The following is a 13,487-nucleotide window of genomic DNA, read 5'->3' as shown; positions in this document are numbered from 1 at the left end:
GGGTGCAGCCGCTCAGGTCAATCCCAAAGTCTCCCACTCGCCCCAGCCGGGCGCTGCCACGGGCCATTCGTCTGACCGCGGCAGTGCACTGCCGTGGGCGCGCAGCCAGGCCACGCAGCGGATTACCCCGGCGTGCGTGATCCACACCACATCCGGCACGGTGCCGCTCGCGGATGGGGCATGGACGTGGTCCACATGGCTGGCGGCAGGGCTGCCGTCGGCGCCCAGCGCCGCGGCCACGCGCTGCAGCACGGAGGCCAGGTTGTCGCCGCCGCCCGGGCGGTAGCGGGCGAAGTCGGCGGTCCAGGCATCGATCTCCGCACGGGCGATGGCGTCCCAGGCCTGGCCTTCCCAGGCGCCAAAATCCATTTCGACCAGCCGTGCATCGGGTTGTGTTGCCAGATCGGGTCGCAGCGCCTGCAGGCTCTGCGCCAGCTGCTCACATCTTTGTAGCGTGGAGTGGTGCACACGCGCCTGGCCGGGCAGGGCGGCCGCCAGGCGTGCTGCCGCGGCGTGTGTCGCTGCGGCGTCGGCAGGTACATCCAGCGCCCCGTAGCAGGTGCCGGGTGCCACCAGCGGCTGGGCGTGGCGCACCAGCCAGAGGCGGGGGCCGCGTACGGCGGCCGTGCCGGTCTGTGGATGTTTCACATCCAGCGCAGGGCCAGCGCTGCGCCCAGGTAAAAGCCGATCTCGCTGACCTGCTGCGTGGCGCCCAGGCAGTCGCCGGTAAAGCCCTGCAGCCGGCGCGCAAACCAGCGCGCCATCCAGGCCGCCGACACGCCACTCAATGCGATGGAGGCCGTCAGATAGACCGCTGGCTGGGCATACGCCACCAGCGCCAGCGGCACCAGGCACCAGGCTACGGCAGCGGCCAGTGCGCCACCCGAGATCTGGTCGGCCAGCGGCTTGCTCTTGGAGCGGGCCGTGTCGCCCACATGCGGCAGGCTGCGCACGATGAACAGCGGCCACAGGCGCGACAGCACATGCGCGCCCACCAGGGCCGACGTGGCGGCCAGCAGGCCGTGGGCGCCCAGCAGCGCCAGCAGGCTGAGCTTGGCGAGCAGGGCCAGCACCAGCGCCATGGCACCGTAGGCCCCGATGCGCGAGTCTTTCATGATGTCGAGCGCGCGCTCCCGGTCTGCACTGCCGCCCAGGCCGTCGGCCACATCGGCCAGCCCGTCTTCATGGAAGCCGCCCGTCATCAGCACGGTGGCCACCGTGCACAGCACCGCCGCCACGGCGGGGGCCCACGGGCTGGGAGCCAGCGCCCAGTGCAGGGCCGCATAGACGGCCACCGACAGCAGCGCCGCCAGCCAGCCGATGCCCGGAAAGTGCGCCGCGCTGGCGCGCAACATGGCGGGGCTGAAGCCCACCCAGTCGGCCAGCCGGCCGGTGACCGGAATGCGGGTGAAGAACTGCACGGCCAGCAGGTAGTGGCGCAGGGCTTGCATGGCGTGCGTGACCTGGAGTGCGGTGGGGGTTTGCTACTATTTTTATAGCCTCTAGCGCTTGTCTATCAAGCGGTAGAGGCCATTTTGTGCATTATTTGGAGCGCAGGAACAGGCGGTAGGCCGGGTTCAGCGTCTCTTCCACATACGGGTAGCCCAGCGTGGCCAGGAAGGCGTCGAACGCGGCCTTGTCCTCGGCCGGCACCTGCATGCCCACGAGGATGCGGCCATAGTCGGCGCCCTGGTTGCGGTAGTGGAACAGGCTGATGTTCCAGGTGGGCTGCATCAGGCTCAGGAACTTGAGCAGCGCGCCGGGGCGCTCGGGGAAGGTGAAGCGCATCAGCCGCTCGTCCTGCGCCAGTGCCGAATGGCCGCCCACCAGATGGCGCAAATGCTCCTTGGCCAGTTCGTCGTGGGTGAGGTCCAGCGCCTCGAAGCCGTGGCGGCCGAAGTTGCCGGCGATCTCCGTCGACTCGCCCCGGCCGTTGGTGGTCAGGCCCACGAACACATGCGCACGGGACTCGTCGCTGATGCGGTAGATGAACTCGGTCACGTTGCGCGGGCCGCCGGGCAGGCCGCCCACCACTTCGCAAAAGCGGCGGAAGCTGCCGCGCTCCTCGGGGATGGTGACGGCGAACAGGGCTTCGCGCTCTTCCCCCACTTCGGCGCGCTCGGCCACGAAGCGCAGGCGGTCGAAGTTCATGTTGGCGCCGCACAGGATGGCGGCGTAGGTCTCGCCCGTGGTCTTGTGCTCGGCCACGTACTGCTTGATCGCCGCCACGGCCAGTGCGCCGGCGGGCTCGACGATGCTGCGCGTGTCCACGAAGATGTCCTTGATGGCCGCGCAGACGGCGTCCGTGTCTACGGTGATGAACTCGTCCACCAGGCCGCTGGCGACCCGGAAGGTCTCTTCACCCACGAGCTTGACGGCCGTGCCGTCCGAGAACAGGCCGACGTCGGGCAGCGTGACGCGCTGGTGGGCGTTGACGGACTGGATCATCGCGTCCGAGTCGTTCATCTGCACGCCGATCACCTTGATCTCGGGCCGCACGGCCTTGATGTAGTTGGCCACGCCCGAGACCAGCCCGCCGCCGCCGATGGCCACGAACACGGCGTCGAGCTGGTTGCTGCCCAGGCTTTGCAACTGGCGCAGGATTTCCATCGCAATGGTGCCCTGGCCTGCGATCACATCCGGGTCGTCGAAGGGGTGCACGAACGTGAGGCCCTGCTCCTGCTGCAGGCGGGCCGCGTGTTCGTAGGCGTCGGAGTAGCTCTCGCCGTGCAGCACCACATCGCCGCCCAGAGTGCGGACCGCATCGATCTTGAGCTGCGGTGTCGTGGTGGGCATGACGATCACCGCGCGCGTGCCCAGCTTGTGGGCGCTCATGGCCACGCCCTGGGCATGGTTGCCGGCCGACGCGCAGATCACGCCGCGCTGCAACTGCTCGGGCGTGAGATGCGCCATCTTGTTGTAGGCACCGCGCAGCTTGAAGCTGAACACCGGCTGCTGGTCTTCGCGCTTCAAAAGCACCTTGTTGTGAAGGCGCCGGCTCAGGTTGTTGGCGGGCTCCAGCGCCGACTCGACGGCCACGTCGTACACGCGGGCGGTCAGGATCTTCTTGAGGTAGTCGGCGGGAGTCAGGTGCTGGGTCATGGCGGGCAGGCAGGCAGTGGAGCGCCGCCGGTTGGCGGGGCCCACATCATAGAGGGTGGGCTTTTGGGGGCGGAACCTGGGCTGCGTGCCGCCCGTGGCCACAAGCAGCCGGGCAAAAAAAAGCCCCGGGCCGTGAGGCCAGGGGCTGAATCCATCCTTTGAGGAGATGGAGGAGACAATCGGTGCGTGGCAGGCCGTGAAAGCGGAGCACTTCAGGCCGTGCCGTCTGCATCTTCAGCAATCACTGAAAAAAGCAGCGCATGTCCAGAAGTTTACCGCGAGACTTGTTGCGATGCAGCAAAATCTGCAGCAAATTCCCGCCGCGCGGTCAATCCGTGCGAAAAAAACCACGTCATCAAGGAGAAACATCAATGGAATGCACAGTCAGCTGGACCGGTGGCGCAGGAACGCGCTCGGGCATGGGCTTCGTGGCCGAGACCGGCAGCGGCCACGTCCTCACCATGGACGGCGCGCCCGATGCCGCCAACCCGGCCAACGGCGGCCAGAACCTGGCGCCCCGGCCCATGGAGACCGTGCTGGCGGGCACGGGCGGCTGCACGGCCTACGACGTGGTGCTGATCCTGAAGCGCGGCCGCCACGACGTGCGTGGCTGCAGCGTCAAGCTGACCACCGAGCGCGCACAGACCGATCCCAAGGTGTTCACCAAGATCCATATGCATTTCACGGTGACGGGCAAGGGCATCCCGGCACCCGCCGTGGAGCGGGCCATCGCCATGAGCCACGACAAATACTGCTCGGCCAGCATCATGCTGGGCAAGACGGCGGAGATCACCACCGGTTTCGAGGTGATCGAGGCCTGATGGCACTGAAGCCACGGAAGCGTCGCCCGCGATGCGGATGACGCAGCCAGGGTTGGAGGCCCGTTCCTTTCTGTCCTATCCGATTGCCAACTGGGCCACGTGGCAGGTGCGCGCTGGGGGCGGCCCCGGCCCCGGGCCTGCTCAGATGTAATGTGCGGTGGTCGTCATGACCTTGGCCGCCACCCTCATCGCTGCGCGGGCCGGCAGCGGCAGGTCCATCGCGCCCGAGGCCCGGGCCTGGGCGGCATGGCGCTCCTCATCGTCCTTCATCCGCGCTACCACGGCACGCGAGGGCAGGTCTTGCTCCGGCAGCCGCTTCAAATGGCCCGCCAGATGTGCGGACACCTGTTTTTCTGTTTCCGCAACGAACCCCAGGCTGGCCCGGTCGCTGATCTTGGCCGCCACCAGCCCGAGCGCGAATGCCCCCGTGAACCACAGGGGGTTGAGCAGGCTGGGCCGGGAGCCCAGCGCATCCAGGCGCTGCTGCGTCCATGCCAGATGGTCCGTCTCTTCCCGGGCGGCTTCGAGCAGGTGCGCGCGCAGACCGGCGTCGCGCGTCACCGCCGCCTGGGCCGTGTACAAAGCCTGGGCGCACACCTCGCCCACATGGTTGACGCGCATCAGGGCGCCTGCCAGCCGTTTCTGTGCAGGGTCCAGCGAGGGCTCGGCCATGCCTTGCGCTGGCGTGGGCGCGCTGGCGCGGGGTTTGGCAAAAAGCGTGCGGAGCGCGTGGTCCGCAGCGGTTAGCAAAGAATCCATGGTTGCTTTCGGATTGACAAGGGTATGGAAACACAAGTTGCATATGGATACATGTGCAGGCCCTTGTTTTTGGACTTGGCGCAAGGCGAAGAGGCCATTTTGCCGCTCCACACTTAAATGTTGCAACACTGCAACGGATTTCCCCTTTCGGGCCGATTGTGGGTGAATTCCTTTGCGAAACCCGGCCGGGTCTGGTGCAATAAGAGCAACTTCCCCACCAGGAGGTTGGCCCGGGGAACCGGCGGGACTGTGCAGGTGTGCATTCACCATAGACCCCCCGTACCGGCGCCCTATGTTTAACCTTGGAGTAACTCGCAATGAAAAAATCCCTGATTGCCCTGGCTGTGCTGGCTGCTTCCGGCGCTGCAATGGCTCAATCTTCCGTGACCCTGTTCGGCGTGGTTGATGCAACCTACGCTTACGGTAACGGCAGCGTCGCTAACCGTTCGCAACTGACGAACTCCGGCTACAACAGCAGCCGTCTGGGTTTCCGTGGCGTTGAAGATCTGGGTGGCGGTCTGTCTGCTTCCTTCTGGCTGGAAGCTGGCGTGAACAACGACAACGGCACCGGCGGCGTTACCAACACCAACAACCAAGCAGCTACCAGCACTGGCGGCGGCCTGACCTTCAACCGTCGCTCGACGGTCAGCCTGAACGGCGGCTTCGGTGAACTGCGTCTGGGTCGTGACTACACTCCCCAATTCTGGAACCTGACCGTGTTCGATCCGTTCGGCACGAACGGCGTTGGCACGACCGTGACCCAAACGGCTAACCTGGGTGGCCCAACCAACACCCGCGCTTCGAACGCCATCGGCTACTTCCTGCCAGGCAACCTGGGCGGCTTCTACGGCCAAGCACAGTACTACATGGGTGAAAACCTGAGCAACGCTGCCAACAAGAAGGACGGCAACGGCCTGGCAGCTCGCGTTGGTTACGCTAACGGCCCCATCAATGTGGCCCTGGCTCTCTCGCAAACCAAGTTCCTGAATGCAGACATCAAGAGCTGGAACCTGGGTGGTCAGTACGATCTGGGCATGGCCAAGATCATGGCTCACTACAACCAAGACGACGTGAAGAACGGACCTGAAGGTAAGGGCTTCCTGATCGGTGGTCTGGTTCCTGTTGGCGCCGGCGAAATCCGCCTGTCGTACTCCACGTACGAAATCGAAGTCCCCGGTGCAGATCCACGTGCGAACAAGTTCGCTCTGGGTTATGTCCACAACCTGTCGAAGCGCACCGCCGTGTACGCTACCGTTGCTGCTGTGAAGAACAAGAATGGCTCCGCCATCGCTCTGAACAACGCAGTGACCGCAGCTGGTCGTAACTCCAGCGGTTACGACTTCGGTATCCGTCACAGCTTCTAATATCAACGCTGGCTTATGGCCAGTGGAGATATCAAAGCAAAGAAAAAGCCACCTTCGGGTGGCTTTTTTTTGTCCGTTCGAATCGTTCGGACGACGGTTCATTATTCGATGTGCATCGTCTTGGCAGGGGTGGGTTGAAGAAATGGGGTGAAAAGGGGTGCACTGAATCCCCCGAATGGGGCGCTGGCGCAGGTCGCGTGGCGTCTACCGTGCTGGTTCACTGCGCCCGATGTCGGGCGCGTGAGGCCTCACTCAGAATCCGGGTAGCCGGATGTTTTTCGGTGGCATATCGGTGGTAACTCCGTGCACATCCGAGGCCATCAAAGGCTGCCAGGACAGCGCTTTCTGTCGCTGGTGGGTCCCGATCGGAGGGATTCGCAGCGATCACATCGTCACCTCGGCGTGTTGAGCGCTCGCTGGCACCAACTTTGCATGCGCTACAGGTTCAAAACGGCTTCCATAGGCCCTTCGGGACACCCGGGATTCAGGGATTTCCCGTTGGCTATAGAGCAACCTTTACTGCATAGTAAAACTTTTAAATACAGAGGGTTCCATGAAACTCAAATACAGTCTTTTGTCGATGGCCGCAGCTGCAGCCGTGCTGGCGTCGCCAGCCTTGCAAGCCAAGCCGTTCAAATGGGCAAGCCAGGGAGAAATCGCGACGTGGGATATCCATTCCCAGAACAATGCGCTGCAAAACGGCATTCACGCGAACGTGTACGAGACCCTGGTTTACTACAACAGCAAGACGTTTGAAGTGGAGCCCATCCTGGCCACCTCCTGGAAGGAAGTGAGCCCCACGCAGGTGCGTTTTACCCTGCGCCAGGGCGTCAAGTTCCATGATGGCTCGGCCCTGACCACCGACGACGCGGTCTACTCCATCCAGCGTGCGATGGCCAAGACCTCCAACTTCACGCCCTACGTGCAGGGCATCAGCAAGGTCGCCAAGGTCGACGCACAGACCTTCGACGTGATCCTGTCGGCACCCAACCCCGTGCTGCTGCGCCAGATGACCGAGCTGCGCATCATGAGCAAGGCCTGGGCTGAAAAGAACAAGTCGGTCGAACCCAAGGACATCAAGGGCTCGGACGAGAACTTTGCCCACCGCAATGCCATGGGCACCGGCCCCTACACCCTGGAATCGTGGCAGCCCGACGTGAAGATGGTGTTCAAGCGCAACCCCAACTGGTGGGGCAAGATGGACGGCAACGTGACCGAGATCACCTACACGCCGATCAAGTCGAATGCGACGCGGATCGCCGCACTGATCTCGGGTGAAGTCGACCTGGTGCTCGACCCCACGCCGCAGGATCTGGGACGCCTGCGCGCCAGCCCCGACCTCAAGGTGATCGACGGCGTCGAGAACCGAACGATCTTCCTGGGCATGGACCAATTCCGCGAAGAACTGCCGGGCTCCAACATCAAGGGCAAGAACCCGCTCAAGGATGTGCGCGTGCGCAAGGCCCTGTACCAGGCCATCGACGCGGACACCATCTCGCGCAACATCATGCGCGGCCTGGGCAAGCCTACGGGCACCATCGTGGCGCCCCAGGTGGCGGGCTATACCGAAGCCGTGGGCAAGCGCTTCCCGTACAGCGTGGAGGCTTCCAAGAAGCTGCTGGCCGAAGCCGGCTACCCTGATGGCTTCGAGGTGGACTTCGCCTGCCCCAACAACCGCTACATCAACGACGAAGCCATCTGCCAGGCCGTGACCGCGATGTGGTCGCGCGTGGGCGTGAAGGCCAAGCTGCGCACCTTGCCGCTGGTGAACTACTTCCCGATGATCCAGCGCTACGAAGCCAGCATCTACATGCTGGGCTGGGGCGTGCCGACATTCGACGCGCTGTACAGCCTGCAGTCGCTCACGCGCTCGGTGGGCCAGGGCGGCGACGGCAACTACAACGTGGGCCGCTACAGCAACCAGCGCATGGACTATCTGGTCGACCGCATCAAGGCCGAGACGGACGCGCCCGTGCGCACCCGCATGCTGACCGAAGCGCTGCAGCTGTCCAACGACACCGTGTCCCATCTGCCCCTGCATGACCAGGTGATCCCATGGGCCATGAAGAAGAACGTGGAGCTCGTCCATCGCGCCGATAACCGCGTGGATATGCGTACGGTCAAGGTGAACTGATTTATTCTCGACACACTGAGAGCAAGGGCCCCAAGGCCCTTGCTCTCTTTGGTTTAGTTTGACGACGTATTGCCCACCGGCGCCCCGGCCATCAAAAGTGGCTGCGGCGTCCCTATCGAACACTCACTCGACTTCCCGATGCTTGCCTTTATATTGCGCCGCCTGATACAGGCTGTGATTGTCATGGTCACGGTGGCCTTCATCTCCTTCATGCTGTTCCAGTATGTCGGGGACCCCGTGGTGTTCCTGTTGGGCCAGGATGCCACCGCTGACCAGATCCGGGAGTTGCGCGCGTCCCTGGGCCTGGACAAGCCCTTCTTCGTGCAGTTCTGGCACTTCCTGGTGAACGCGGCGCAGGGCGAGTTCGGCCTGAGCCTGCGCCAGGGCGCCAAGGTGTCCCGCCTCATTGCAGAGCGCTTCCCGGCCACGCTGGAGCTGGCGCTGGTGGCTGCGGTCCTGGCGCTCGCCCTCGGCGTTCCGATGGGTGTGTATGCGGCGCTCAAGCGCGGCACGTTCACCAGTCAGCTGTTCATGACCCTGTCCCTGCTGGGCGTCTCGCTGCCGACCTTTCTCATCGGCATCCTGCTGATCCTGGTGTTCGCGGTCACGCTGGGCTGGTTCCCGAGCTTCGGCCGCGGCGAGGTGGTGCAGTTGGGGTGGTGGAGCACGGGCCTGCTCAAGGCCAAGGGCTGGCACCACATCACGCTGCCCGCCATCACGCTGGCGATCTTCCAGCTCACGCTGATCATGCGGCTGGTACGCGCCGAGATGCTGGAAGTGCTGCGCACCGACTACATCAAGTTCGCACGTGCCCGCGGCCTGTCCAACCGGGCCATCCACTTCGGTCACGCGCTCAAGAACACCCTGGTGCCCGTGATGACCATCACCGGCCTGCAACTGGGCGGCCTGATCGCGTTTGCCATCATCACCGAGACCGTGTTCCAGTGGCCCGGCATGGGCCTGTTGTTCATCCAGGCCGTGACCTTCGCCGACATCCCCGTGATGGCCGCCTACCTGTGCCTGATCGCCCTCATCTTCGTGGTGATCAACCTCGTGGTCGACCTGTTGTACTTTGCCGTGGACCCGCGCCTGCGCGTGGGCAAGGCAGGGGGGCACTGATGAACTCCCCCCTGAGTCGCTTCGCGCCATCCTCCCTGAGGGGGGACGCTCCCACCGCAAGGGCTGGACACGCCGCCTGCGCGGCGGGGCGGCCCTTGCGCGGGAGTGCTGGCCTGGGCCGCGCCGGTTTCGCCGGCTGTGGGTGTTACTCGAACTTCCTGGACGCTTGAAATGCAGTCGCTGAAATACAAGGCTGGAGGCCGGGCGTTTGCGCACATCGCGCAGTTCCATCCCGAGCTGACCGCTCTGCGCCGCGATCTGCACGCGCACCCCGAGCTGGGTTTTGAAGAGGTCTACACCGGCCAGCGGGTGAAAGAAGCCCTCAAGGTGTGCGGCGTGGACGAGATCCACGATGGCATCGGCCGCACCGGCATCGTCGCCCTGATCCGCGGCCGCAGCATCTCCAGCGGCAGCATGGTCGGGCTGCGGGCCGACATGGATGCGTTGCCGCTGGCCGAGCACAACGACTTCTCCTGGAAGTCGTGCAAGCCGGGCCTGATGCACGGCTGCGGCCATGACGGCCACACAGCCATGCTGGTCGGCGCTGCGCGCTACCTCGCCGAGACCCGCAACTTCGACGGCACGGCCGTGCTCGTGTTCCAGCCCGGCGAAGAGGGCTTTGCCGGCGCCCGCGTGATGATGGAGGACGGCCTGTTCGACCGCTTCCCGGTGCAGTCGATCTACGCCATGCACAACTGGCCGGCGATGAAGCCCGGCACGGTGGGCATCAACTCCGGTCCCATGATGGCCGCGGCCGACCGCTTCACCATCGAGATCACGGGGCGCGGCGGCCACGGGGCCCATGCCTACCAGACGGTGGACGTGCTGCTGGTGGCGGCCCACATCATCACGGCGGCGCAAAGCATCGTCTCGCGCAATGTGCGCCCCATCGAAAGCGCCGTGGTCAGCATCTGCGCTGCGCAGGCGGGCGACCTGGGCGCCTTCAGCGTGCTGCCCGGCTCCGCCACGCTCGTGGGCACCGTGCGCACCTTCGACCCTGTCGTGCAGGAGATGGTGGAAAAACGCCTCAAGGAGCTGTGCAACGCCATTGCCCTGGGCTTTGGCGCCACCGCCACCGTGCACTACGAACGCATCTACCCCGCCACCATCAACAGCGAGAGCGAAGCCGTCTTCGCCGGCGACGTGGCCGAATCCCTGCTGGGTGCGGACCATGTGGTGCGCGACCTGGAGCCCAGCATGGGCGCAGAGGACTTCGCCTTCATGCTGCAGACCCGGCCCGGCGCCTACCTGCGCATCGGCCAGGGCACGGGCGCGAGCGGCAGCGCCCTGCACAACAGCCGCTACGACTTCAACGACGACATCCTGCCGCTGGGCTCCGCATTGCATGCGAGCCTGATCGAGCAGTCGATGCCCTTGGCAACGCCCTGACAGCACCCGCTTCGCGCCGCGCCAGAACCCATCCCCCTGGATGTACACCCCTTACGCATCCTTTTCCACTACGAGGAGATTTCCATGAAATTCCAGAAGAAAGCCACCCTGGCTGCATTGTTTGTTGCGATGGCTGCAGGCAGCATGGTTGCCGGCGCGCAGACCATCCGGATCGCCAACCAGGGTGACGCGCTGTCCATGGATCCGCACTCGCTCAACGAATCGCTGCAACTGAGCGTGACCAGCAACGTGTACGAGCCGCTGGTCGGCCGCAACAAGGACCTGAGCGTCGCGCCCGCACTGGCCACGGCCTGGAAGCAGACCGCGCCCACCGTGTGGCGCTTCGAGCTGCGCAAGGGCGTGCTGTTCCATGACGGCACCCCCTTCACCGCCGACGACGTGGTGTTCAGCTTCGGCCGCATGAAGGGCGAAGGCTCCGACATGAAGGCCACCAACAGCGACATCAAGCAGGTGCGCAAGATCGACGACCACACCGTCGAGATCGAAACCGTCGCGCCGCAGCCCATCCTGCCGGACGTGATCACGACCTCGTTCATCATGAGCAAGAAGTGGTGCGAGACCAACCAGGCCGTGATGCCCGTGGACCGCCGCAAGGGCATCGAGAACGCAGCCTCGTTCCGCGCCAACGGCACCGGCCCCTTCCGCCTGCGCGAGCGCCAGCCCAATGTGCGTTCGGTGTTCGTACGCAACGGCTCCTACTGGGGCAAGATCGAGGGCAACGTGAGCGAGGTGGTGTTCACCCCCATCTCCAACGATGCCACCCGCGTGGCGGCACTGCTGTCGGGCGAAGTGGACGTGATGGAGCCCGTGCCGGTGCAGGACATCGACCGCGTCAACAGCGGCGCCAACACGCGTGCCGTGACCGGCCCCGAGCTGCGCACCATCTTCCTGGGCATGGACCAAAAGCGCGACGAGCTGCTGTACTCCAACGTCAAGGGCAAGAACCCCTTCAAGGACAAGCGCGTGCGCCAGGCCTTCTACCAGGCCATCGACATCGAAGGCATCAAGAAGACCGTGATGCGCGGCGCCTCGAACCCCTCCGCGCTGATGGTGGGCCCTGGCATCAACGGCTTCCAGCCCGAGACCAAGCGCCTGCCGTACGACGTCGAAGCGGCCAAGAAGCTGATGGTCGAAGCGGGCTACCCGAATGGTTTTGAAGTGTCGATGAACTGCCCGAACGACCGTTACGTGAACGACGGCCGCATCTGCCAGACCGTGGCCGCCAACCTGTCGCGCATCAACGTCAAGATCAACCTGCAGGCCGAGACCAAGGGCACCTACTTCCCCAAGGTGCTGCGCCGCGACACCAGCTTCTACATGCTGGGCTGGACGCCCACCACCTATGACTCGCACAACGCGCTCAACGCGCTCATGATCTGTCCGGACGAAAAGGGCGGTGCGGGCCAGTTCAACCTGGGCGCCTACTGCAACCCCAAGCTCGACGAGCTGACCAAGAAGGTGCTGGTCGAGACCGACAAGGCCAAGCGCGACGCCATGATCAAGGAAGCGTTCGACCTGCACAGCGCCGACATCGGCCACCTGCCACTGCACCAGCAGGCACTGGCCTGGGGTGTGAACAAGAACGTGAAGCTCGTGCAGATGGCCGACAACTTCATGTACTTCAAGTGGATGAGCATCAACAAGTAAGCGCTTGGTAAAAAAGACCGTCCGTAGAACGAAACATCGAGAGAACGACAACCGGTTCTCTTGACCATCCACACCACCGCGAAGCCGCTACCCGGGCCCAGCGGTGGTGCCTGTTTACTGGTTCCCACAATGAAAACAACCCTTGCCCGATGGTTTGACAGCGATGTCGGCTACAGCTTTCGCACCTCGCCGGTGGCGATGGTGGCTGCCGCGATTGCACTGATCTGCGTGTTCTGTTCGGTCTTTGCCGGATGGGTCGCGCCGCACAACCCCTTCGACCTGGCCACGCTCGAGCTCAGCGACGCCCGCCTGCCACCTGCCTGGAGCGCCGAAGGCTCCATGAAATACCCCCTGGGCACCGATGACCAGGGGCGCGACATCCTGTCTGCACTTATCTACGGCGCGCGCATCTCGCTCGTCGTGGGCCTGGCGTCCGTCGTGCTGTCGGTGGTCGTGGGCGTGGCCTTCGGCCTGCTGGCGGGTTTTCGCGGTGGCTGGATCGATGCGGTGCTCATGCGCCTGTGCGACGTGATGCTGTCCTTCCCCGCCATCCTGGTGGCGCTGCTGATCGCCGGCGTGGGCCGTGCCTTGTTTCCCAATGCGCACGAGTCGCTCGCCTTCGGCGTGCTGATCATCTCCATCTCGCTGACCGGCTGGGTGCAGTACGCGCGCACGGTGCGCGGCTCCACGCTGGTCGAGCGCAACAAGGAATACGTGCAGGCCGCCCGCGTAACGGGCGTGTCGCCGCTGCGCATCATGCGCAAGCACGTGCTGCCCAACGTGATGGGCCCGGTGCTGGTGCTGGCCACCATCCAGGTCGCCACGGCCATCATCACCGAGGCAACGCTGTCCTTCCTGGGCGTGGGCGCGCCGCCCACCTCGCCCTCGCTGGGCACGCTGATCCGCATCGGCAACGACTACCTGTTCTCGGGCGAATGGTGGATCACCGTATTCCCCGGCGCGATGCTGGTGCTGATCGCCTTGTCGGTGAACCTGCTCGGCGACTGGCTGCGCGACGCCTTGAACCCACGCCTGCGCTGAGCATATGGCCCCCACGCTCCGTACTGTCGTGTCGTCGCTGCCCCCCACGGAGGCGCGTTTCGCCTTGGGGCGGCCCGGCGGCGAAACCAC

General features: G+C 64.7%; 11 protein-coding genes. 7 read left to right on the top strand and 4 right to left on the bottom strand.

What is annotated here, in order from left to right:
- Window positions 1-12: 12 nt before the first annotated feature.
- The 3 genes from ACSQ3D_RS03815 to ilvA all read right to left on the bottom strand — a co-directional run bounded on the left by ACSQ3D_RS03815 (window position 13) and on the right by ilvA (window position 3,102).
- Window positions 13-648, bottom strand: a complete 636-nt coding sequence (locus tag ACSQ3D_RS03815; protein WP_436125968.1) for a histidine phosphatase family protein — start codon at window positions 646-648, stop codon at window positions 13-15.
- On the bottom strand, window positions 645-1,451 hold the full coding sequence (gene cobS, locus ACSQ3D_RS03810) for an adenosylcobinamide-GDP ribazoletransferase (RefSeq protein WP_436125967.1): 807 nt from the start codon (window positions 1,449-1,451) through the stop codon (window positions 645-647). The genes ACSQ3D_RS03815 and cobS overlap by 4 nt, the downstream gene beginning before the upstream one ends.
- 91 nt (window positions 1,452-1,542) lie before the next feature.
- Window positions 1,543-3,102, bottom strand: coding sequence for a threonine ammonia-lyase, biosynthetic (ilvA, locus tag ACSQ3D_RS03805; protein WP_056416255.1), 1,560 nt, complete (start codon window positions 3,100-3,102; stop codon window positions 1,543-1,545).
- Window positions 3,103-3,473: 371 nt separating this feature from the next.
- On the opposite strand from ilvA, the gene ACSQ3D_RS03800 reads away from it, so the two are divergent.
- Window positions 3,474-3,923, top strand: a complete 450-nt coding sequence (locus tag ACSQ3D_RS03800) for an OsmC family protein (RefSeq protein ID WP_056415123.1) — start codon at window positions 3,474-3,476, stop codon at window positions 3,921-3,923.
- Between the two features lie 141 nt (window positions 3,924-4,064).
- On the opposite strand, the gene coq7 is transcribed toward ACSQ3D_RS03800, so the two are convergent.
- Window positions 4,065-4,682, bottom strand: coding sequence for a 2-polyprenyl-3-methyl-6-methoxy-1,4-benzoquinone monooxygenase (coq7, locus tag ACSQ3D_RS03795; protein WP_056415127.1), 618 nt, complete (start codon window positions 4,680-4,682; stop codon window positions 4,065-4,067).
- Window positions 4,683-4,999: 317 nt separating this feature from the next.
- Between coq7 and ACSQ3D_RS03790 the strand changes: the two genes are divergently transcribed.
- From ACSQ3D_RS03790 to ACSQ3D_RS03765, 6 genes are all read left to right on the top strand, one after another.
- Window positions 5,000-6,046 carry a porin gene (locus ACSQ3D_RS03790; protein WP_056415129.1) on the top strand — a complete coding sequence of 349 codons (1,047 nt, stop codon included), beginning with the start codon at window positions 5,000-5,002 and terminating at the stop codon, window positions 6,044-6,046.
- Window positions 6,047-6,599: 553 nt separating this feature from the next.
- Window positions 6,600-8,180: an ABC transporter substrate-binding protein gene (locus ACSQ3D_RS03785; RefSeq protein ID WP_056415132.1), complete on the top strand. Its 1,581-nt coding sequence runs from the start codon at window positions 6,600-6,602 to the stop codon at window positions 8,178-8,180.
- Between the two features lie 138 nt (window positions 8,181-8,318).
- Window positions 8,319-9,299 carry an ABC transporter permease gene (locus tag ACSQ3D_RS03780; RefSeq protein ID WP_056415135.1) on the top strand — a complete coding sequence of 327 codons (981 nt, stop codon included), beginning with the start codon at window positions 8,319-8,321 and terminating at the stop codon, window positions 9,297-9,299.
- Window positions 9,300-9,470: 171 nt separating this feature from the next.
- Window positions 9,471-10,688 (top strand): M20 aminoacylase family protein, encoded by a 1,218-nt coding sequence (locus ACSQ3D_RS03775; RefSeq protein ID WP_056415138.1) that lies wholly within the window; start codon window positions 9,471-9,473, stop codon window positions 10,686-10,688.
- Between the two features lie 84 nt (window positions 10,689-10,772).
- Window positions 10,773-12,356, top strand: coding sequence for an ABC transporter substrate-binding protein (locus ACSQ3D_RS03770; protein WP_436125966.1), 1,584 nt, complete (start codon window positions 10,773-10,775; stop codon window positions 12,354-12,356).
- 129 nt (window positions 12,357-12,485) lie between these two features.
- Window positions 12,486-13,397, top strand: coding sequence for an ABC transporter permease (locus ACSQ3D_RS03765; RefSeq protein ID WP_056415145.1), 912 nt, complete (start codon window positions 12,486-12,488; stop codon window positions 13,395-13,397).
- The last annotated feature ends 90 nt before the right edge of the window (window positions 13,398-13,487 follow it).

The organism is Acidovorax sp. LjRoot117, from assembly GCF_964252695.1.
In the GTDB taxonomy this organism is placed as follows: Bacteria; Pseudomonadota; Gammaproteobacteria; order Burkholderiales; family Burkholderiaceae_C; genus Acidovorax.
This window is presented reverse-complemented; position numbering and strand designations above follow the sequence as displayed.

Excerpts from the sequence above, each read along its gene's own strand:
- ACSQ3D_RS03770 (WP_436125966.1), top strand. The coding sequence starts at position 10,773 with ATGAAATTCCAGAAGAAAGCCACCCTGGCTGCATTGTTTGTTGCGATG.
- ilvA (WP_056416255.1), bottom strand. The coding sequence starts at position 3,102 with ATGACCCAGCACCTGACTCCCGCCGACTACCTCAAGAAGATCCTGACC.
- coq7 (WP_056415127.1), bottom strand. The coding sequence starts at position 4,682 with ATGGATTCTTTGCTAACCGCTGCGGACCACGCGCTCCGCACGCTTTTT.
- ACSQ3D_RS03785 (WP_056415132.1), top strand. The coding sequence starts at position 6,600 with ATGAAACTCAAATACAGTCTTTTGTCGATGGCCGCAGCTGCAGCCGTG.
- ACSQ3D_RS03790 (WP_056415129.1), top strand. The coding sequence starts at position 5,000 with ATGAAAAAATCCCTGATTGCCCTGGCTGTGCTGGCTGCTTCCGGCGCT.
- ACSQ3D_RS03800 (WP_056415123.1), top strand. The coding sequence starts at position 3,474 with ATGGAATGCACAGTCAGCTGGACCGGTGGCGCAGGAACGCGCTCGGGC.
- ACSQ3D_RS03765 (WP_056415145.1), top strand. The coding sequence starts at position 12,486 with ATGAAAACAACCCTTGCCCGATGGTTTGACAGCGATGTCGGCTACAGC.
- cobS (WP_436125967.1), bottom strand. The coding sequence starts at position 1,451 with ATGCAAGCCCTGCGCCACTACCTGCTGGCCGTGCAGTTCTTCACCCGC.
- ACSQ3D_RS03780 (WP_056415135.1), top strand. The coding sequence starts at position 8,319 with ATGCTTGCCTTTATATTGCGCCGCCTGATACAGGCTGTGATTGTCATG.
- ACSQ3D_RS03775 (WP_056415138.1), top strand. The coding sequence starts at position 9,471 with ATGCAGTCGCTGAAATACAAGGCTGGAGGCCGGGCGTTTGCGCACATC.